Source organism: Streptomyces sp. NPDC025784, assembly GCF_055558435.1.
In genome coordinates this window covers 124,050-143,302 of record NZ_JBVHMN010000026.1, presented here as the reverse complement: position 1 = coordinate 143,302, position 19,253 = coordinate 124,050, and the positions used below count along the sequence as shown (strand labels likewise).

Genomic DNA, 19,253 nt, shown 5'->3' with positions numbered 1-19,253 from the left:
AGGGTAATTGCAGCCCTGGAGCGCGACGCGGGCGGACTTCCCCCCACCCGGCCTCCACCTGCCGGTTCTCGCCCAGGGCGGGAAACGCCGGTGGCGATGCCGGCGACACAGAAGGAGTACATGGTGACCGTCGACAGAATCTGGTCCTACGCCTCCGAGTTCGGCCATCCCGAGGCCCATGAACTCACCGGATACTCCGTCGAGGCGACCGACGGGACGATAGGGCATGTCGACCGGCAGGCCGATGACTCCGGCATGCGTCACCTGATCGTCGACATGGGCGTATGGGTGTTCGGCAAGAGCGTGCTCGTCCCCGTGGGTGTCGTGGCCGGAATCGACACCGAGAGCCAGAAGATCACCGTGTCGTGCACACGGGAGGAGATCAAGTCGGCCCCGGTGTTCAAGACCGACCGTGAGACGTTCGACCCCGCATACTTGGCCGACGTCGGCAGCTATTACCGAAGCCTGCCGGCCGGAAGGCCAGACTGATGGGCAGCGCGAGGCGTGCCCCCGACAGAGCAGACCGGAAAGAGTGTGCAGATGCCCGACGAGTTGCAGGCCACGGTCACGCACGGGGCGGCCCAAGACGCCTTCGTCGTACGCGTGGGCGGCGACATCGATTACGAGACCGCCCCTCGACTGGAGGAGGCCCTCGACGAGGCGCACCGGGTGGGCGCCTCACGCACGGTCGTGGATCTGTCGGGAGTGGCCTTCGCGGACTCGTCGGTCCTGCACGTCCTCCTCGAAGCACAGCGTGCCCACCGGTCCCGCGAAACCGCCATGGTGGTGTGCGGACCGTTCAGCGACATCGTTCGGAGGCTGTTCGAGGTGACAGGGACCGAGGACTTCTTCGTCCTCGTGGACAGCGTGCAGGCGGCCTTGGCCCTCCCGGACCCGGCGACCGAGCGATGAACCACATCGACGGCCTTCCGGCACCTCACGAGAACCTGGCCCCGCTCCCGGCGAGCGGGCGCGCCATCACGAGTGCGGCGGCGGCACGCGACCACGTCCGGTCGTTGCTGCGCGATCACTGGAGTCCGCCCCAGGGCGGGGTGGGTCCGGACGCCGTCACCGACCTCCTCCTCGTCGTCTCCGAACTGGTGACGAACGCCATTCGGCACGGCGGGGGGCTGGCCGGCTTCACCGCGACGGTGACCGACGGCGGCATACTGCTCGACGTGCGCGACAACAGCGACGTCGTCCCCACCCCGGCCCACGGCACCGGGGAATTCCCCCAGCGACACCAAGTCAGTGGCTACGGTTGGCCGTTGATCATCCGGCTGTCCCGCGACATCACCATCGAACCGGGTCCGCGGGGCGGCAAGACCGTCAGGGTCTTCGTCCCCCTGGCGTGAAGCGGAGGGCCGGCAGGCCCGGCATGTGACCCGCGGTCACAACGCCATGGGCCGGCCCCACCCGCGCTCGACGGCCACGGTGTGGGCGACGTGCGCCGCGGCGACGTCCAGGGCGGCATGGCCGGTCGACTTGAACAGCGTCAGTTCGCTCTCGTCCCGGCGGCCGGGATGCCGTCCGGACAGGACGGAACCGAGAAGCGTGACGGTCCGCCCGGCCGGGAGGTCCTGCAACTCGTGGGCGCCGGACGGCGGCCGGGTGTCCGCGGCGCCGGGCCACTCGACGAAGAGAGCGGCGTCACGCACGGTGCCGGCGTCCACCTCCGGACCGTGGGAGCCGCCCACGGAGCTTATGTGCGTGCCGGGGGAGAGCCAGTCGCGACGGATCACCGGCCGCACGACGCCGGTGCAGCAGAAGACCGTGTCGGCTTCGCGGACGGCCGCCTCGACGGTGTCCGCGGCCCGGGCGGCGGGATGCGCCGCGGCGGCGCTCTCCGCGCGTCGGCGGTCGCGTCCGGCGACGACGACGGGGACGGTGGGGTCGAGCGCCGCCAGCAGGCCCACCTGGGCTCGGGCCTGCGCGCCGGTCCCGACGACGGCGATGCGTTCGGGCCTGGGCCGGGCCAGCGCGCGGGCGCTGACGGTGGCGACCGCCGCCGTGCGGATCTCGGTGAGCGGCTCGGCGTCCATCAGACAGAGCGGGCTGCCGTCCTCGGCGTCGAAGAGGGCGACGATGCCGCGGTGGCTGCTGCGCCCCGGCCGTGCCGGATCACCGAACACGGAGACGAGCTTCGCCGCGAGGCCGAGCCCGGGAACGTAACCGGGCATGGCTCCGAGCAGACCGCCGGGGGCGCGGGCCGCGATCCGGGGCGGCGCGGAGGCCTCGCCCCGGCCGATGGCGACCAGAGCCGTCGCCACGGCGTCCACGACACGCCGCGGGTCGAGAGCCGCGCGCGTCCGCGCGCCGTCGAGGAAGAGCATCTCGCTCATGCCGTCCCTTCCGCCGCCCCGGACGGCCCCGCCGAGCCGGTGAGGAGCGAGGACAGTGCGTCCGTCGCGTCGCACAGGGCCCGGCGCAGTTCGGGCAGACGGGCGTCGTCGAACTCCGCCGCGAGGCCGACCACGGTCACCGCGCAGACGGGCCTGCCCGGTTGGGGCACGACCGCCCTGCTCAGCGAGGCCACGGGTTGTTCGTTGCGGCCGTACTCGACGGCGAATCCGGTGCGTTCGGTGCGCTCGACGTCGGCCAGCAGTCCCTCCGGACCGGTCAGCGGGTGACCTGCTTCCTCGGCGACGCCCAGATACGGGGCCCGCTCCGCGGGGGTCAGCGCGGCGACCAGGGCCAGCGGTCCGGCGAACCGGTGCACCGGCAGGGCCTCGCCCATCAGACGGGTGATCATCGAGAGACGGTCGGGGCGTACGACGTCGATCACCCGGGACCGGTCGGTCTCCGGCGCCTGGAGATTGACCATCATGCCGGTGCGCTCGGCCAGCGCCGTGAGGACCGGCCGGGCGAGGGCGACGAGCGAGTTCCGGGCCGCGGACGACGACAGCTGGAGGACGGCGGTGCCCGGCAGATAGCGGTCGCCCGCCCGCAGCACCCAGCCCCGGCGCACCAGGTCGAGCAGCACGCGATAGGCGGTCGCCCGGTGCAGGCCGACCTCCTCGGCCAGGTCGGTCAGCCGCAGGGGATGCGGTGAACGGGCCACGGCCTCGACCAGGTCCAAGGCCTTGTCGACGGCGGTGCGCGGTGCTTCGGGCAATGCCCACCCCTCCTTGTGGTGTCCGCGGCGGCGAGCGTACGGTAACGCATGTTTCGACAAGCGATACAGATGTTACGTACAGCGTAACAAGCGATGATGCGAGGTGAAGATGGCGGACGAGGCTTCGGGCGCTCCGGTCCCGTACGCGCCCCCGGCTGCGGGAACCGTGGCGGTGTACCGGGGAGCCACCCTGTTCGACGGAACCGGGAGTCCGCCCCGGCCCTCCACGTCGATCGTGATCGACGGCCAGTACATCGTCGCCGTCGGCGACGACGCCGAGATCTCCGCCGAACTGCCCGCGGGCGCCGAGGTCTTCGACCTGGACGGCCGCTTCGTCGTCCCCGGTCTGATCGACTCGCACCAGCACCTCGCGACGCCCCCCGACCGGCCGGCGGCCGAGGCGGTGCTACGCCGCCTCGTGTACAGCGGCGTCACCGCCATCCGGGACATGGCCGACGATCTGCGGCAGGTGGGCGACCTCGCACGGGCCTCGCTCGTCGGTGAGATCCCCGGCCCGGACATCCGGTACGCCGCGCTGATGGCGGGCCCGGGGTTCTTCGACGATCCGCGCACCCACCAGGTCACCCAGGGGGAGGTGCCCGGGGCGGTGCCGTGGATGCAGGCCGTCACGCCCGACACGGATCTGCGCCTGGCGGTCGCCCTGGCGCGAGGCACCCATGCCGCGGCGATCAAGGTCTACGCGGATCTCGACCACGGCACGGTCGCCGCGATCACCGAGGAGGCGCACCGCCAGGGCATCCCCGTGTGGGCGCACGCCGCCGTGTTCCCCGCCACGCCCCGACAGGTCGTCCTGGCCGGCGTGGACAGCGTCTCGCACGTCACCCTGCTCGCCTTCGAGGGCCGGGACGACGAGTTGACGAGCTACAAGCACAAACCGCCGGTCGACCACGACCGTTTCGCCGCCGGAGACGACCCCCGCGTCGAGGAACTCTTCGCCCTGATGCGCCGGCGCGGCACCGTGCTCGACGCGACCGCCGGGATGTGGGCGAGCGACGCCCTGGCCGGAGAGGGGCCCGAAGCCGCGGCCAAGGCGGCGGCCGACTCGGAACTCGCCGCCCGCCTCACCGCGCAGGCCCACCGCGCCGGAGTCGACATCTGCACGGGCACGGACTACGAGACCGACCCCAAGGACCCGTTCCCCGCCCTGCACGAGGAGTTGGCCTTCCTCGTGGACCGCTGCGGAATGCCGCCCGCGGACGTGCTGCGCTCCGCCACGCTCCTGGGTGCCCGGAGCGCCGGCGTCGAGGACATGAGGGGAAGCGTCGAAGCGGGCAAGCTGGCCGACTTCGTCGTCCTGGACGCCGATCCGCTGGCCGACATCGGTCATCTGCGCAGCGTGTCGCTGACCGTCAAGCGTGGACGCCGCTTCGAGCGCAGCGACTTCGTACCCGAGGCGCCGCCCGCGGAGACACACCACCGCACCCCGAACCCGGGCGACCGGCAGCCCCACCGCGTCGAGGAGACCCGATGACCACCACTCCCATGATCATCAACGCGCTCGGCCAGCTCGACAACCCCAACGCGCCCCGGTCGGCCGAGGCCGCCGCCGAGCTCAACCCCTCCAGCGAACAACTCACCGTCGACGCGCGGACCTTGGCCGACGCCCGCGCCTCCGGCCTCACCGCGGTCAACGTCACCCTGGGATACACCATGGGCGACATGCCGCCGTACGAGCACACGGTGCACGAGATCGCCGTGTGGGACCGCATCGTCCGCGACAACGAGGCCGACCTCCTCAAGGTCCGGACCGTCGCCGATGTGCACCGGGCCCACCGCGAGGGCAGGATCGGCGTCATCTACGGCTTCCAGAACGCCGTGGCCGTGGGCGAGGACACCGGGCGCGTCGCCACCTTCGCCGAACTCGGCGTCCGTGTCGTCCAGCTGACGTACAACCAGGCCAACCACATCGGCGACGGCTCGATGGCACCGGACAACCGGGGCCTGACCGACTTCGGCCACCGCCTGGTCGACGCGCTCAACGACCACCACCTCATGGTCGACCTCTCCCACAGCGGGGAGAACACCTGCCTCGACGCCGCGCGGACTTCACGCGTCCCGGTGTCCGTCAACCACACCGGCTGCCGCGCGCTCGCCGACCTGCCGCGCAACAAGACCGACGAGGAGCTGCGCCTGGTGGCCTCGCGCGGCGGCTTCGTGGGCGTCTACTTCATGCCGTTCCTCAACACCTCCGGACACGCCCGCGCCGCGGACGTCGTCGAACACATCGACCACGCGGTGAACGTGTGCGGCGAGGACCACGTCGGCATCGGCACCGACGGGACCGTCACGACCATCGACGACCTCGACGCGTACCGGGACCGGCTCGCCGAGCACGTGGAACTGCGCCGTGCGGCCGGGGTCGGTGCGGCGGGGGAGCGCAGCGACACGCTGCCCTTCGTGCTCGACCTGCGCGGGGTGGAGCAGTTCCGGGAGCTGATCAGGCTCCTGGAACGCCGCGGGTACCGCTCCGAACGCATCGAGAAGATCATGGGCCGTAACTTCCTGGACTACGCCGAACGCGTCTGGGCCCCGGAGACCTCCGGCCGAACGCCGCCTCCTCGCACCTCGTAACCACGGCCGCGGCGGCGTCAGCCCGATGCCAGGAGCAGCAGCGAGACCCGTTCGAGCAGCGTGCCCGGCGAAGCCGTGCCCTCGGTGGGTTCGCCGCCGGGTGCCGAGGCCGACGGCTCGCCGGTGCCGGCCGGGTCGTCGGCGGCGGAGGGCGAGGGAGAGCCGGTCGCCGGGGGAGTGGGGGACGGCCCCGGCGGTGTCGCGGTCGACCGACGGCTCGGTGAGGGCGCGGCCGCGCTGCGCGAGGTGCTGGGGCTCGGCTGCGTCCGCGCGGTCGTTCCGGCCGGTGCCGGAGCGGAGGAACCGTCGGCATGCACCGCACCGCCCGCGGTGTCGACCTGGGCCGGCCTGGGCGGCGCGCCGATGCCGCCGTCCGGCGACGAGGACCGGACGGCACGCCGCCCGGGGCCTTCACCCGGCGCCGTGGCACCGGTGCCCGGATTCTCATGGGCCCGCACCCCACTTGGCAGCGAGAGCCGCGGGGCGGCCGAGTCGGCGTCGCTCAGCACCGCCGCGAGCGTCGCCCCGAAGCAGACGCAGGACGCGGCGACCATCCAGCCCATCCTGCGCAGCCATGCGCGCCGACGACCGCTCACGTCCACGAACACGGCTCGGTCCACCGGCGCGCCGGGCGCGGGCGGTGCCGTGTCCCTGCCCGGGCCGGAGCCTTTCGGGGCCACAGCGGGCTCGACCGGGCCGATGCGCAGACGGGCCGGGCCCGTAACCCTGGCCCTGCGAGCGCTCCCGCTCTCCCGTCCGTTGCGGTCCGCGCACGTGGACGCCCCCGTGATGCCTGCCATTCACCGCTCCTCGCTCATCCTCGACGCCGGTCCCGGCGCGCGGCCACGTGTCGTCCGTGGCCGGCCGCTCGGGAGGCGAGCGCGGGGTCGCCCACCGACAGGTCGGGGCGTGTCCGCGCTGATCCACTCATACGAAGGGCGTCGCTTTGTGACTCATTCCGACCGGATGTGACGCGTCCGTGCGGCGCCGGAGCGGGGGAGATGGCCTGTCGAGACGCGTGATTCGATCGTTGATACGACAGAATCAATCGTCAGTACTTGTCTGCTCGATGTTTTCACTCGTAGCATCGGCGTATTCGGTCAGCATACGAAGGGCAACCCGATGGATCGCATCCGCCTGCAGCAGCTCCTGGCCCGTGAGAGCGCCGAAGCCGCGCGCCGCAACCCGCGTTCCAAGGACGCCTACGCGCGGGCCGACCACCTCTTCGGCCGGGTTCCGATGACCTGGATGAACAAGACCGCCGCGGGAGCCTTCCCCCGCTACCTGGACACCGCGCGCGGCGCCCGTGTCACCGACATCGACGGCCACGAGTACATCGACTTCTGCCTCGGGGACACGGGCGCCATGGCCGGACACTCGCCCGAGGTGGTGGCCGAGGCCGTCCAGCACCAGTTCGCCGAACGCGGCGGCGCCACCGCCATGCTGCCGACCGAGGACGCCGAATGGGTGGGCGCCGAGCTCACCCGCCGCTTCGGACTGACGCGCTGGAGCTTCTCGCTGACCGCGACCGACGCCAACCGCTGGTCCATCCGGCTGGCCCGCGCGGTCACGGGCCGCCCGAAGATCCTGGTGAACAGCTACAGCTACCACGGAAGCGTCGACGAGTCGCTGATCGTCGTCGGACCCGACGGCCACGGCACCGCCCGGCCCGGCAATGTCGGAGCCCCCTGCGACGTCACGCTGACCAGCCGGGTCGCCGAGTTCAACGACCTGGCGCAGCTGGAACGCGAGCTCGCCCACGGCGACGTCGCCGCCGTCCTCATGGAGCCCGCCCTCACCAACATCGGCATCGTGCTGCCCGAACCCGGCTACCTGGAAGGCGTGCGCGCCCTCACCCGTCGGTACGGCACGCTCCTCATCAACGACGAGACGCACACCTTCTCCGCCGGACCCGGCGGCTGCACCGCCGCCTGGGGTCTGGAACCCGACGTGCTCACCATCGGGAAGGCGATCGGCGGGGGCATCCCGGCCGGCGCCTACGGACTCTCGGCCGAACTCGCCGAGCGGCTGCTCGACCGCGACGACCTGGACCTCGTGGACATGGGAGGCGTCGGGGGCACCCTCGCCGGCAACGCGCTCTCCGTCGCCGCCATGCGCGCCACCCTCGAACACGTCCTCACCGACGACGCCTTCGACGGCATGTCGAAGCTGTCGGAGCGCTTCGAGGCCGGAGTGCGCGCGGGCATCGACACCTGGTCGCTGCCGTGGTCGGTGAGCCGCCTCGGCGCCCGCACCGAGTACCGGTTCGCGGACCCGGCACCGCGCACCGGAACGGAATCGGCCGCGGCCTCCGACACGGAGCTGGAGGACTTCCTCCACCTCTACCTCGCCAACCGCGGCATCCTGCTGACGCCGTTCCACAACATGGCGCTGATGTGCCCGGCCACCACGGAACAGGACGTGGACACCCACACCGAGGTCTTCGCCGCGGCCCTCGCCGAACTCGTCGGCTGACCCACGCCGTTAATCTTGGACCGGGCGAGCCGGAGAGGAACAGCGTGGACGAGATCGACCGGGCCATCCTGCGGGAGCTGCAGATCGACGGGCGCATCGCCTATGCCGAACTCGGCCCCAAGGTGGGCCTGTCCGCGTCGGCGGCCCGCCAGCGACTGCAACGACTGCTGGACACCCAGGCCGTGCAGGTCGTCGGAGTCACCGACCCCATGGGCATGGGCGGGCAGTCGATGGCGCTGCTCGGCATCGCCGTGGACGGCGATCCGCGCGCCGTCGCCGACGAACTGGCCGAGCGTCCGGAGGTCGTGTACTCGGTACTGACCTCCGGTGGCTTCGACCTGTTCGCCGAAGTGGTCTGCCCGGGGCCGAGAGAACTGCTGGACTTCGTCAACGACGTGGTCCGCCCACTCGAAGGGGTCGGCAAAGTGCAGTCGTTCCCCTACTTCGGCATCCACACGCACCGGTTCCTGTGGAACGTGGGCTGATCCGGGCGTCGCCCGAGCGGACCGCACGGATCGCGCACCGACCGTACGGCACGTACGTCGCCCGGCCGGATTTCGCGGCTCGCCCCGCCCCCTAGGCGACCGTGCTCCTGGCCGACGAACCGTCGGGCCGCGCCACCGGCACCTCCAGGGGCCGGGCCAGGCCGATCACGCCCTCGTCCAGCCGCTGGAGGTGCCGCAGGACCCGGTCCGTCACCCGGTCGTGCCGGGGCGTACCCGGCCGGTCCGTCTCCAGCATGGCCGCGAGACTCGCACCGGTCTCGGCCACACCGTCGCTGTCCTCGTCCTCGACACGGGCGATCAGGACGTCGATGTTGTGGGCGATGCGCCGGCCGGCCCCCTTCAGCCGGGGATCCGCCGCCACGGTCTTGCTGTAGGGGAGGAGTTCGGCCGTCGCCGCCAGCGATCGTGCGTGATAGGCGCACGTCTCCAGCAGCGCCACGACGTAACGGGCGGTCTGGCGACGGGCCCGCAGCGGGGTGATCGGATGGGTCAGCGGCTGCGTGGACGCCCGTAGATCGTCCAGTGCCGTGTCGAGATCCCGGGCCTTGTCCAGCAGGTCGATCGCCGGACCGCCGCTGAGCTGTTCCACCGCCGCTCCCGTCACGTCGCCGAGCCGGCCCAGCACCGTGGCGAGGAGCTCGTCGGTACGGCGGTCGGTGTTGACCGGCAGGACCAGGGCGGCCGCGATCACACCGCAGGCGGCGCCGAGCGCCGTCTCCTCGATCCGCAGCACCAGCACATGGGTGCTGTAGGTGTGGAGCAGCGTGTACAGCAGCCCCAGCATCGCCGTCACGAAGAAGGACATCAGGGCGTACGAGAGCGGTGCGGTGAAGAACATGGCGAAGATGAACAGCAGGACCAGCGCGAACGCGGTCCAGGTGTGCGTGCCCACCAGGCCCGCCAGGCCGACACCGGCGACGACGCCGACGACCGTGCCGAGCAGCCGGCGGTAGCCCTTCACCAGGATCTCCCCGGTGGAGGCGGTATTCAGGAAGACGACCCAGCACGTCAGCACCGCCCAGTACCAGCGCTGGCTGGACAGGAGCTCCCCGCCCGCGATCGCCAGCGCCGAACCCACCGACACCTGCACGGCCGTACGCGTCGTGGGCCGCAGTCCCCGACGGTCGTCCGCGGTCGGCTCCTTCTCCTCGGCGCCCGCGATGGCGACGTCCTCCGCCTCCAGCTCCTCGCGCGAGCGGGCCGTGGCGGGCGAGTCGTCGGATTCGTCCTGCGGTCCGTCGAGCGCCAGCCGCAGTCCCAGGACGGCGCGCGCCGCCTCGCCGATCCCGCGGAACACGTCCTGCACCGCGGCCGAGGCGCGCGGCAGGTTCTCCTCGTCCCGGTACCCCAGCAGCCGGTTGCGCACCTGGGCCACCGCCAGGCCGCGCGTGTGCGTCACCGGGCGCATGACGAGCACCCGCAGGGCGTCGAGGTCGCGGCGCAGCGTCGCGGTGGTGTCGTCCTGCGGCCGGAGCCGGTCGCCCGGTGCGGGCACCGGCGCGTCGGGCAGATGGAGGGTCAGCGTGTCGGCGCGCTCGGCGCTCCGGGCGGTGAGCAGCAGGACCCCCAGCCGCTCGGCGGCGATCTCGGCGTCGGCGACACGACGCTGCACCAGCGAGGCGGTGGCGCGGTCACCGGTGCCCTCCTCCAGCCGCCCCTGGATCATCATCGCGCTCTCGTGCAGGCGCGCGGTGTGGTGTCGTACGTCGTCCAGTGCCTTGTCGGCCTCGTCCGGTCCGGCGTCGAGCAGATCGATCTGGGCGGACACCAGTTGGGCGAGCCGTGTCCGGAAGGCATGGCGCAGCCTGTGCAGGATGCGCTCCGGTGTCTCGGGCACGAGGGCGAAGCGCGCCACCGCACTGCACGCGAAGGCGATCGCCACGGTTCCGCACAGCCCCGGCAGGGCGGCGGGCGAGGCCCCCACGAACAGCGCGACGAAATACGTCTGGAACCCGATGAGTCCGAGTGCCGTGCCGCGGTCCCCGAAGCGGCGGCCGTACACCGCGGCGAAGATCAGCGCGATGAAGAAGAGGTCGCCCGCGACGATCCGGGTGCTCAGCAGGGCGCCCAGCGAGAGCGCCGCGAGCGCCACCGGCAGGCCGAGGGCGAGGGTGACGGCCTGCCCGCGCCACTGCTTCTCCTTGAGGGCGAAGGTGGCGACCATGGCCGCCACGGAGCCGGCCACCAGATGTGTCACGGCAACCCCGAAGGGAGCCAGCACGGCGAGGGTGAGGGCGATGGCGGCCACGGTGCGCAGACCGGCCATGAGCCGCAGCAGTCCGGGGTCCGACGCCGCGAACCGGTCCCAGATCTCCGTCGGCCGAGAACGTGTCCGTGCCGTACCCCGGCCGCTCCCCGCGGTCTTCACGTGGTCGTTCTTCCCGGTCCTCACGTGGTCGTTCTTCCTGCCTCTCCGCACCGCATGATCAGCGGTTCCAGCATGTCACGAGCCGTCGCTCGGCCGCCGGGGTGGTCGAGCCCCCGAGCCGGACCCGGGCGAGAGGGTGTCAAACCACTTGTGGGAGCGCTCCCATCCCGTCAAGATGCCCCCATGGAGCCACAGCCGTTCATCCGCGCCTACCGGCCCACCGACCGGGCGGACGTCGCCCATGTGTGCGTGAGCACCGCGGACCTGGGAGGGGACTCACGCGCCCTCTACCCGGACGAGGAGTTGATGCCGTCCCTGTTCGCCGAGCCCTACTGCCACCTGGAGCCCGAACTGGCCTTCGTCCTCGACGACGGACACGGCCGGGTGGTCGGCTACGTCGTCGGCACCGCGGACACCGACGTCTTCGTGAGGGCTTTCCGGGACAAGTGGATCCCGCGCGTCGCAGACCGCTATCCCGCCCCCACCGCACCACCCGGCACGCCCAGCGAGGAGATGATCGCGCTGCTGCACACGCCCGAGCGCATGCTCGTGCCCGAACTGGCCGATCACCCCGCGCACTTGCACATCGACCTCCTGCCGGACTTCCAGCAACGCGGCCACGGCCGAGCCCTGATGACCACTTTCCTGGCCGCGTTGTACGACCGCGGGGTACCCGCCGTCCACCTGGGCATGGTCACCGCGAACGTGGCCGCGCGGGCGTTCTACGACCGTCTCGGCTTCCACGAGATCGACGTTTTGGACCCGGGCCCTCTCACCTACCTGGGCCGATCGACGGCCGTACGGTCGACGGCGCCCGGGGCGGCGCCCACCATCCCCTGACGACGTGTGAGGCGGCCCGGCCGCTGTGACTCCCGCGGGCCGGCGCACGGGCCGTCCCCGGGGACGATGGTCCGCATGCCTCCCCGGTACGGCGACGGCCCCGGCGGCTCGATGGCCGCCGGGGCCGGAAGGCCGGCACGGAATCCGTTCCGGGTGATCAGGCCTCGACCGCGGCCGTCTCGGGCGTGGTGGCCGGGGAGCCCTTGCCGTCGCCCCCGGCGGCGCGGGCCGCCGGGATGACGGCCGCGATCGCCGCGGCGATCAACGCGACCCCACCGCCGATGACGAGACCGGTCCGGAAGCCGTTCTCGGAGGTGAAGGTGTGGCCCGCCGCGGAAGTGGTCAGCTGCGCGAGGACGACACCGACCACCGCGGCGCCGACCGAGGTGCCCAGCGCGCGCATCAACGTGTTGAAGCCGTTTGCGGCGGCGGTCTCGGAGAGCGGGACCGAGGTCATGATCAGGGCGGGCATCGAGCCGTAGGCGAGACCGACACCGCTGTTGATGACCATGCCGACGAGCATGAGGCCCCAGGCGGAGCCCATCAGGGCCAGCGACAGGCCGTAGCCGAGCGCGATGACCAGAACACCGCAGATCAGGGTGAACTTGGGGCCGCGGGCGTCGGTCAGCTTCCCGCCGAGCGGGGAGACGATCATCATCATGATGCCGCCGGGAGCCATCCACAGGCCGGCCGCGAGCATCGACTGGCCCAGGCCGTAGCCCGTGGCCTCGGGGAACTGGAGCAGCTGAGGGATGATCAGCATGCTCGCGTACATGCCGAACCCGACGAAGACCGAGGCGAGGTTGGTGAGCAGGACCCGGGGGCGGGCCGTGGTGCGCAGGTCGATCAGCGGGTCGTGGGCCTTCAGCTCCCACACGCCCCAGGCGAGCAGCACCACGACCGAGGCGCCGAGCAGGCCCAGGGTCGTCACGGAGTCCCAGCCCCAGTCGGCGCCCTTGGAGACCCCGAGAAGCAGGCAGACCAGTCCGGCGCCGAGGCCGATCGCCCCCAGTCCGTCGAAGCGCTGACCCTTGGCGCCGGCCGGTACGTCCGGCACGAGGAACCAGATCAGCGCGGCGATCGCCACGGCGAGCGCCGCGGAACCCCAGAACAGCACGCGCCAGCTCGCGTACTGGGCGACCGCCGCCGAGATCGGCAGGCCGAGGCCGCCGCCGATGCCCATGGAGGCGCTGACCAGCGCGATGGACGAGCTCAGCTTCTCGGCGGGCACCACGTCGCGCAGCAGCGCGATGCCGAGCGGCACCATGCCCATGCCCATGCCCTGGAGACCGCGTCCGACGATCATGGGCGCGACCGAGGACGAGAGCGCGCACACGACGGATCCCGCCACCAACGGGACGGAGCAGGCGAGGAGCATCCGCCGCTTGCCCACGAGGTCGCCCAGGCGGCCGGAGACCGGGACGCACACGGCCGACACCAGCAGAGTGGCGGTGATCACCCACGCGGAGTTCGAGGACGAGGTGTGCAGTATCCGCGGCAGCTCGGCGATCAGTGGTGTGACCAGTGTCTGCATGATCGCTGCCACGGTGCCGGCGAAGGCGAGCGTGGCGACCACGCCGCCTGCGCGGGCGGTCGGCTGGGGGGCGTCCATAGCGGGACTCCTCGTGTGTCTGTCTGCGGGAGCAAGGATGTGCATCGTACATGTCGTGTGCATAGCGCACGTGATGTGTCCCATACATGCGCGTGTGGGAGGATGGATCAGGGCCGCACCGGAACGAGACGCGCGGGCGGCCTCGCTGAACACGAGGAGGCGGCACGCGGATGGTCAGGCCCACGCACGAGGTCGAGTACGAGCAGATGCTGCTGAGCCGCCACGGCCTCCTGCACTACAAGGGCGGCCGTACCAAGGACAGCGTGCTGGAGCGCAGCGCCTACATCCTGCTCAGCCGGATCCGCGTCCAGGGGCCGATGTCGATCGGTGAGCTGAGCGACGCCTTCGGGCTGGACGCGTCCACCCTCAACCGGCAGACCGCGGCGGCCATGCGCGCCGGACTCGTGGAGCGCATCCCGGACCCCGAGGGCGGCATGGCCCGCAAGTTCCGCATCACGAACGAGGGGACGCGTCTGCTCGACGAGGAACGCATGGGGCTCATCCGTTCCCTGGACAACGTCATGGCGGAATGGCCGGACGAGGACATCGCCGCGTTCGCCTCCTATCTCCGCCGTTTCAACACCGACATCGAGCGCATCGGCGGACGTCCCTGGCCCCGGCCCTGACGGCCGCCGCCGCGCGCGTACGGCGGCGACAAGGGCGCGGCGGCGACCGGCCACCGCCGGAAAACCGCATGCCACGCGATGCGCACCTGTCTAGGCTCCCCGCATGACCGAGCCCGGGGGACTCCTGAATGTCATCGACGTCGAGGCGACCTGTTGGGAGGGGCAGCCCCCGCCGGGCGCGGTCGGCGAGATCATCGAGATCGGACTGACGGTCGTCGATCTGGGCACGGGCGAGCGCGTCGAGAAGCACCGCCTCCTGGTGGCACCGGCCCGCTCGGCCGTCAGCCCCTTCTGCACCGAACTCACCGGGCTGACCCAGGAGGAGGTCGCGGCGGGAGTCCCCTTCGCGGAGGCCTGCCGGATCCTGGCCGCCCGGCACCGCGCCGGCGAACGCCCGTGGGCGAGCTGGGGCGACTACGACCGCCATCAGTTCACCCGCCAGTGCCGCGCCACCGGGACCACGTACCCCTTCGGGCACCGCCACACCAACGCCAAGGCGGTCTTCACCGACGCGCACGGCCTGCGCAAGCGGCCGGGCATGGCACAGGCGCTGCGCGTCGCGGGACTTCCGCTGGAGGGGCGGCATCACCGGGGCGAGGACGACGCCTGGAACATCGCCGCCCTGATCCTCGGCCTCGCCGAGCGCGGGGCCTGGCCGGACCTTCCGGCGCCACGGAGACAGCCCCCTCCGCCCGGTTCGCCCCGACGGGTTGTTTGACGGCCGGTCCGGGCGCACGGCGTATGAGTCACCGTCCGCCGGGGAGAACCAGGGACGTACGCGAAGACCGGCGCCTGGCCGGCCGTCCGGATCTGGCGGGACGGAGGCCAGGAGATCGACGTGCTCGAGTACCACCCCGACAATCCCGACCTGCTGGAGTTCTCCAACCACGTACGCGGTGGGCACAAGTACTACCGCGACGAGTCCGTCCCGCCGGGCGCCTGGCTGGACCTGACGGTCTCCTTCGGTGCCCGCTCCGCCGCCCGGAGCGTCGACGGCGAGCGGGTCTTCGCCGACCACCGCGGAGTGGGCCGTACCTGGCACGCCCACCTCATCGTCAATCTCTCCGTCTGTGCGGGGCGTTACCACGCACCGCCGTCCCCGGCGTCTCCGAGATGTGCTTCGAGGCGGCCCGTCTGGTGGTGCGCAGGCCTCGGGCCGGCAGCCCGTACGGCGCGGCGGACGAGCCGTCGTGACGGGCGCCGGGCCCGAAGGATCCGGTCACCGGATCAGACGATCCGGCCGCCCGGGGCGGTACGGGAACCGTCGGGTCCCGACGGCCGGGGAGCGGACTCCGACCGGCGCGTGTGTCCGGGAAGCGGACCGCCCGCGGAGGGGTCCCAGCTGAGGATCCATTCGAACTCGCGCCGCAGTCGGCGTGCTTCGCTGCGCACCAGGAGGGGAATGTCGCCGCGTTCTGAGATCAGCTGGGCGTAGATCGGTGCGTCGTGCACGCGTGGATCCTCGACTCGGGTCGGTGGGGTGTGTCTCGGTACTGCGCTGCCTCGACGTTAGGGCCCGGATGCCGTCGTCGTGGTGATCCGGTCGGCTCGGCCAGAACCGGTCAGGGTGCGGGCACGGGACGCCCATCGGTGTCGAACAGGGCGTCAGGGAATGTCAGTTCTGTGCCCGCTCGCGTCCGGAGGCCGGTCCCGGCCAGCGAACCTCGCTGCCACGGCTACCGGCTCGTAACCTACTGGTCGGTCATCCGGGGCGGCCCGCCCTGCGCCGGTGCCACACCTTGATCACGAAGTGCCGGAGGCGCGCCGGAGGCGTGTCCGGCCGAACGGGTTGTTTCCGTGGCGTCGCCCCGGCGGCGGGGCCCTCCGCCATCCGTGACGAACCGCCAGGTCAGCCATTCACGGCCGGGCCGGGTGGGTCGTCGGCCAGCCCAAACACGAGCGGATACGGGGGTCGCCCAGGTGAGCCGCCCGAGTGGTGGGACGGAAGGGACTCACCGACGGTGGTTCACGTCGACGCCGGGTTCTCTTGAGCTGACACAGCGCCAGCTGCCCGGCCGAGACGGAAGGACTTCGACGATGCGCTCTGCCCGCATGCTCCTCGCCACCGCGACGGCCACGGCGGCCCTCGCGATCGCCGCACCCGGTGCCCACGCCACAGGTCTGTTCGACCGGGATTCCGGCGACGACTCGTCCTACAGCAAGCAGAACGACTCCAACAGCAACGACAACTCGTACAGCAAGGGTGACGACTCCTCCCACGACGGGGGGAGCGATCACGACTCTTCATACAGCAAGGGGGACGACGAGGGCAGCAGCCACGGCAAGCCGAGCGGCGGCATGCACACCGGTGGCGGTGCCCTCGCGATGCTGAAGAGCGACGACGACTGGGGCAAGGACGGCGGCGGCAGCGGCAACAACAACGGCAACGGCAACAACAACGGCAACGACAGCGGCAGCGACAACGACAAGAGGTTCGACCCGGAGACCTACAAGGACAAGGACTCCGACTACGGCAGCGACTCGGGCGACGACCGCGACAAGCCGAGCGGCGGCATGCACACCGGTGGTGGCGGGCTCGCTTCCCCGAGCGTCACCGCCGGCGGGGCGGCGGTCCTGGCCGTCGCCGCGGCGGGCGCCTTCGTGATGCGTCGCAAGAAGACGTCCGACGGTTTGTCCTGACCGAAGGCCTACGCGATAGCAGTCGCGGCCGCCGCGTGTGCTCACCGTGGCGGCCGCGGCTCGCCCCTCCTCCCGCTGTGCCCCATTGCTGCCGTGTTCTTGTGAGGTGGTTCCCGATGGCAGCCCGGTCGTCCTCACCAACCGATAGCGTCGCGCCGGGGCAGGGCGCCCGCCCCGGCCGCACCCTGCTCACCTGGTCCATCGGCCTGCTGATCCTGGCCCTGGGGCTGATCGGCAGTCATGACCCGTCGGCCGGGGCCTCCCGCGGACCCCACGGCTCCGCGGCGCTCTCACCCTCGGCGATCGCGAAGGCGGGCAAACACCTGCCGCGGTCCGCTCCGACGCGCCTGCGCATCCCCAAGATCTCGGTGGACGCCCCGTTCACCGCCCTCTCCATCGGCCCCTCGGGCCGCCTCGAACCACCGCCTGTCGACGACGTGAACCTCGTCGGATGGCATGCGGCCGGTGTCTCACCGGGCGAGCCCGGGACCGCGATCATCGCCGGCCATGTCGACACGAAGACCTCCGCCGCCGTGTTCGTGGACCTCAGCGAGTTGGAGGAGGGCGACCATTTCGAGGTCGAGCGGGCCGACGGCCGGACGGCCCGGTTCGTGGTCGACAGCACCGAGACCTTCGAGAAGGACGACTTCCCCGACAGCGTGTACGCCGACACCCCCCAGGCCCAGGTCCGGCTCATCACCTGCGCGGGCTCCTACGACCACGCCGCCAAGGACTACACCGAGAACCTGGTCGTCTTCGCCCATCTCGTCTGAACCGCGGCACGAGGACACGGCCCGGGAGAGCGGCGCGCGACGCGGTCCCGGCCGTGCCCGGGGCGGCGCCGCACATGCCCCGACGTCCGACAGGCGGCGTGCGGCGGCCGCTCCTATGCTGGTGCGGTAGGGGCATGGAGCTTGTCTCCTACGGCGCCATCGCGACCCGCGACGCGTCACGCACGCCGTGACCCGCGGCCCGTCCCGCGCCGTCCGCCACGGTTCCGCCGCAGGCGACTCGCCCGCCCCACCACCTCGTCCGCTCGCCCCGGACGCTCTCGCTCGGCGGAACTTCCGCCGGGCGTCCCGCAGGCGGACATCTTTTTGACCCGCTGTCGTCGTAGGCGATCGCGGGTCTCGTCCTCTTGCGGTCGGAGTCAGCCCATGACCCACTCGTACAGGCGATTGCACAGGGGGGCCGTCACCGCCGTGGCGGTGGGGGCGCTCATGGTGCCGACGGCGGGTGGCGCGGCCTTCGGGGCACCGGCGTTGATACCGGCGGCCGCCGCGGCGGCCGACCCACCGTCACCGTCCGAGTCGTCGGCGTCCGGCTTCCAGGAACTCACCCCGTCCGTCAGACAGCAGATCGACGAAGCCGTGCAGAAGGTGCAGCGGGAGGCGAAGGTCCCCGGCGTGACGGTGGGGGTGTGGACACCCGACAAGGGCAACTACGTCCGCTCGTTCGGGGTCGCGGACAAGAGCACCGGGCAGAGGATGACGCCCGATCTGTTCACGCGTATCGGCAGCGAGACGAAGACGTTCACGGTGACCGCGCTGCTGCAGCTGGTCGACCGCGGCAAGGTGACACTCGACGACCCGATCGGCAAGTACATCAGCGGAGTGCCCAACGGGGACACGATCACCCTGCGCCAGCTGGCCGGAATGCGCAGCGGCCTCTACAACTACTCCGAGGACCCGGACTTCTTCAAGGCGCTGACCACCGACCCGCAGCGCCCCTTCACCCCGCAGGAACTGCTCAACTACGCCTTCAGACACCCCGTGCTGTTCCCGCCCGGCGAGAAGTTCTACTACTCCAACACCAACCTCATCCTGCTCGGCCTGGTCATCGAGAAGGAGAGCGGTCTGCGGCTCTCGGACTTCATCCAGAAGAACATCCTGACGCCCGCGGGCCTGGACGACACGTCGTTCCCCGACGACGCGGCGTTCCCCACTCCGCACGCGCAGGGATACACGAACCAGACGGCGACCGGGAAGGTCGAGGTCTCGACCGACTGGAACCCGTCCTGGGGCTGGGCGGCCGGTGCGATGATCTCGACGCTCCAGGACCTGCGTGTCTGGGCGCGCACGGTCGCCACGGGGATCCTGCCCGACGGCCGCACCATGGTGAGTCCCGCCACGCAGAAGCAGCGGCTCACCACACCGCCCACCACGATTCCGGGGGCCGGGTACGGGCTGGGCATCTTCGACGTCCAGGGCTGGATCGGCCACAACGGCTCGCTGCCCGGCTACGAGTCCCTGACCATCTATCTCCCGTCGGCCCGGGCGACGCTCGTGGTGGTGCTCAACACGGACATCGGCCAGGGCGACACGGAGCCCAGCACGCTGTTCGGCCAGGCGATCACCAAGATCATCACGCCGGAGCACGTCTTCGACCTGCCCGCACAGCCGGCGGCCCGATGAGCCGCGGCCCAGGCCGTCCGCCGGGGTCTCCCGGGCACATGGGGTGCCTGATGCCTGGCATGTCG

19 protein-coding genes are annotated in these 19,253 nt (G+C 71.6%); 13 read left to right on the top strand and 6 right to left on the bottom strand.

Going from position 1 to position 19,253, the window contains the following annotated elements; translation table 11 throughout:
• Nucleotides 1–120: 120 nt before the first annotated feature.
• Genes ACZ4IF_RS40130 through ACZ4IF_RS40120 form a run of 3 tightly spaced genes read left to right on the top strand, consistent with a single transcriptional unit; the run spans nt 121 to nt 1,355 of the window.
• The gene (locus tag ACZ4IF_RS40130; protein ID WP_467572756.1) at nt 121–489 is read left to right on the top strand and encodes a PRC-barrel domain containing protein; all 369 of its coding nucleotides are present in this window, start codon (nt 121–123) and stop codon (nt 487–489) included.
• A gap of 51 nt (nt 490–540) precedes the next feature.
• On the top strand, nt 541–912 hold the full coding sequence (locus tag ACZ4IF_RS40125) for an STAS domain-containing protein (protein WP_467572754.1): 372 nt from the start codon (nt 541–543) through the stop codon (nt 910–912).
• Nucleotides 909–1,355 carry an ATP-binding protein gene (locus ACZ4IF_RS40120; RefSeq protein WP_467572751.1) on the top strand — a complete coding sequence of 149 codons (447 nt, stop codon included), beginning with the start codon at nt 909–911 and terminating at the stop codon, nt 1,353–1,355. Before ACZ4IF_RS40125 ends, ACZ4IF_RS40120 begins: the two co-directional genes overlap by 4 nt.
• Nucleotides 1,356–1,391: 36 nt before the next feature.
• Here the strand turns inward: ACZ4IF_RS40120 and ACZ4IF_RS40115 are convergent, their stop codons facing one another.
• Both ACZ4IF_RS40115 and ACZ4IF_RS40110 read right to left on the bottom strand, forming a co-directional pair.
• Nucleotides 1,392–2,342: an ornithine cyclodeaminase family protein gene (locus tag ACZ4IF_RS40115; protein ID WP_467572748.1), complete on the bottom strand. Its 951-nt coding sequence runs from the start codon at nt 2,340–2,342 to the stop codon at nt 1,392–1,394.
• On the bottom strand, nt 2,339–3,115 hold the full coding sequence (locus ACZ4IF_RS40110) for an IclR family transcriptional regulator (protein ID WP_467572745.1): 777 nt from the start codon (nt 3,113–3,115) through the stop codon (nt 2,339–2,341). The genes ACZ4IF_RS40115 and ACZ4IF_RS40110 overlap by 4 nt, the downstream gene beginning before the upstream one ends.
• 109 nt (nt 3,116–3,224) lie before the next feature.
• On the opposite strand from ACZ4IF_RS40110, the gene ACZ4IF_RS40105 reads away from it, so the two are divergent.
• Together ACZ4IF_RS40105 and ACZ4IF_RS40100 are read left to right on the top strand one after the other, a co-directional pair.
• Entirely contained in the window at nt 3,225–4,607 is a 1,383-nt protein-coding gene (locus tag ACZ4IF_RS40105) for an amidohydrolase family protein (RefSeq protein WP_467572743.1), read from the top strand.
• Nucleotides 4,604–5,707: a dipeptidase gene (locus tag ACZ4IF_RS40100; RefSeq protein ID WP_467572741.1), complete on the top strand. Its 1,104-nt coding sequence runs from the start codon at nt 4,604–4,606 to the stop codon at nt 5,705–5,707. Before ACZ4IF_RS40105 ends, ACZ4IF_RS40100 begins: the two co-directional genes overlap by 4 nt.
• Nucleotides 5,708–5,724: 17 nt before the next feature.
• On the opposite strand, the gene ACZ4IF_RS40095 is transcribed toward ACZ4IF_RS40100, so the two are convergent.
• On the bottom strand, nt 5,725–6,507 hold the full coding sequence (locus ACZ4IF_RS40095; protein ID WP_467572738.1) for a hypothetical protein: 783 nt from the start codon (nt 6,505–6,507) through the stop codon (nt 5,725–5,727).
• Between the two features lie 322 nt (nt 6,508–6,829).
• On the opposite strand from ACZ4IF_RS40095, the gene ACZ4IF_RS40090 reads away from it, so the two are divergent.
• Both ACZ4IF_RS40090 and ACZ4IF_RS40085 read left to right on the top strand, forming a co-directional pair.
• Nucleotides 6,830–8,182: a transaminase gene (locus ACZ4IF_RS40090; protein ID WP_359493623.1), complete on the top strand. Its 1,353-nt coding sequence runs from the start codon at nt 6,830–6,832 to the stop codon at nt 8,180–8,182.
• A gap of 44 nt (nt 8,183–8,226) precedes the next feature.
• Nucleotides 8,227–8,667: an Lrp/AsnC family transcriptional regulator gene (locus ACZ4IF_RS40085; RefSeq protein WP_028801407.1), complete on the top strand. Its 441-nt coding sequence runs from the start codon at nt 8,227–8,229 to the stop codon at nt 8,665–8,667.
• Nucleotides 8,668–8,758: 91 nt separating this feature from the next.
• Here ACZ4IF_RS40085 and ACZ4IF_RS40080 read toward each other — a convergent pair whose 3' ends face one another.
• Nucleotides 8,759–10,954: an FUSC family protein gene (locus ACZ4IF_RS40080; protein WP_467572793.1), complete on the bottom strand. Its 2,196-nt coding sequence runs from the start codon at nt 10,952–10,954 to the stop codon at nt 8,759–8,761.
• 285 nt (nt 10,955–11,239) lie between these two features.
• Here ACZ4IF_RS40080 and ACZ4IF_RS40075 point away from each other — a divergent pair, with 285 nt between their 5' ends.
• A complete protein-coding gene (locus ACZ4IF_RS40075) occupies nt 11,240–11,896 on the top strand; it encodes a GNAT family N-acetyltransferase (RefSeq protein ID WP_467572734.1) in 657 nt (218 codons plus the stop codon).
• Nucleotides 11,897–12,053: 157 nt separating this feature from the next.
• On the opposite strand, the gene ACZ4IF_RS40070 is transcribed toward ACZ4IF_RS40075, so the two are convergent.
• Entirely contained in the window at nt 12,054–13,508 is a 1,455-nt protein-coding gene (locus ACZ4IF_RS40070) for an MFS transporter (protein ID WP_467572732.1), read from the bottom strand.
• A gap of 170 nt (nt 13,509–13,678) precedes the next feature.
• Here ACZ4IF_RS40070 and ACZ4IF_RS40065 point away from each other — a divergent pair, with 170 nt between their 5' ends.
• Together ACZ4IF_RS40065 and ACZ4IF_RS40060 are read left to right on the top strand one after the other, a co-directional pair.
• The gene (locus ACZ4IF_RS40065; protein WP_359493615.1) at nt 13,679–14,134 is read left to right on the top strand and encodes a MarR family winged helix-turn-helix transcriptional regulator; all 456 of its coding nucleotides are present in this window, start codon (nt 13,679–13,681) and stop codon (nt 14,132–14,134) included.
• A 103-nt stretch (nt 14,135–14,237) separates the two neighbouring features.
• The gene (locus tag ACZ4IF_RS40060) at nt 14,238–14,852 is read left to right on the top strand and encodes a 3'-5' exonuclease (RefSeq protein ID WP_467572728.1); all 615 of its coding nucleotides are present in this window, start codon (nt 14,238–14,240) and stop codon (nt 14,850–14,852) included.
• A gap of 509 nt (nt 14,853–15,361) precedes the next feature.
• Here ACZ4IF_RS40060 and ACZ4IF_RS40055 read toward each other — a convergent pair.
• Nucleotides 15,362–15,586, bottom strand: a complete 225-nt coding sequence (locus ACZ4IF_RS40055; RefSeq protein ID WP_467572726.1) for a hypothetical protein — start codon at nt 15,584–15,586, stop codon at nt 15,362–15,364.
• A gap of 585 nt (nt 15,587–16,171) precedes the next feature.
• Here ACZ4IF_RS40055 and ACZ4IF_RS40050 point away from each other — a divergent pair.
• From ACZ4IF_RS40050 to ACZ4IF_RS40040, 3 genes are all read left to right on the top strand, one after another.
• Entirely contained in the window at nt 16,172–16,774 is a 603-nt protein-coding gene (locus ACZ4IF_RS40050; RefSeq protein WP_467572723.1) for a hypothetical protein, read from the top strand.
• Nucleotides 16,775–16,890: 116 nt separating this feature from the next.
• Nucleotides 16,891–17,547 carry a class F sortase gene (locus ACZ4IF_RS40045; RefSeq protein WP_467572720.1) on the top strand — a complete coding sequence of 219 codons (657 nt, stop codon included), beginning with the start codon at nt 16,891–16,893 and terminating at the stop codon, nt 17,545–17,547.
• 384 nt (nt 17,548–17,931) lie between these two features.
• Nucleotides 17,932–19,188, top strand: a complete 1,257-nt coding sequence (locus ACZ4IF_RS40040; RefSeq protein WP_467572718.1) for a serine hydrolase domain-containing protein — start codon at nt 17,932–17,934, stop codon at nt 19,186–19,188.
• The last annotated feature ends 65 nt before the right edge of the window (nt 19,189–19,253 follow it).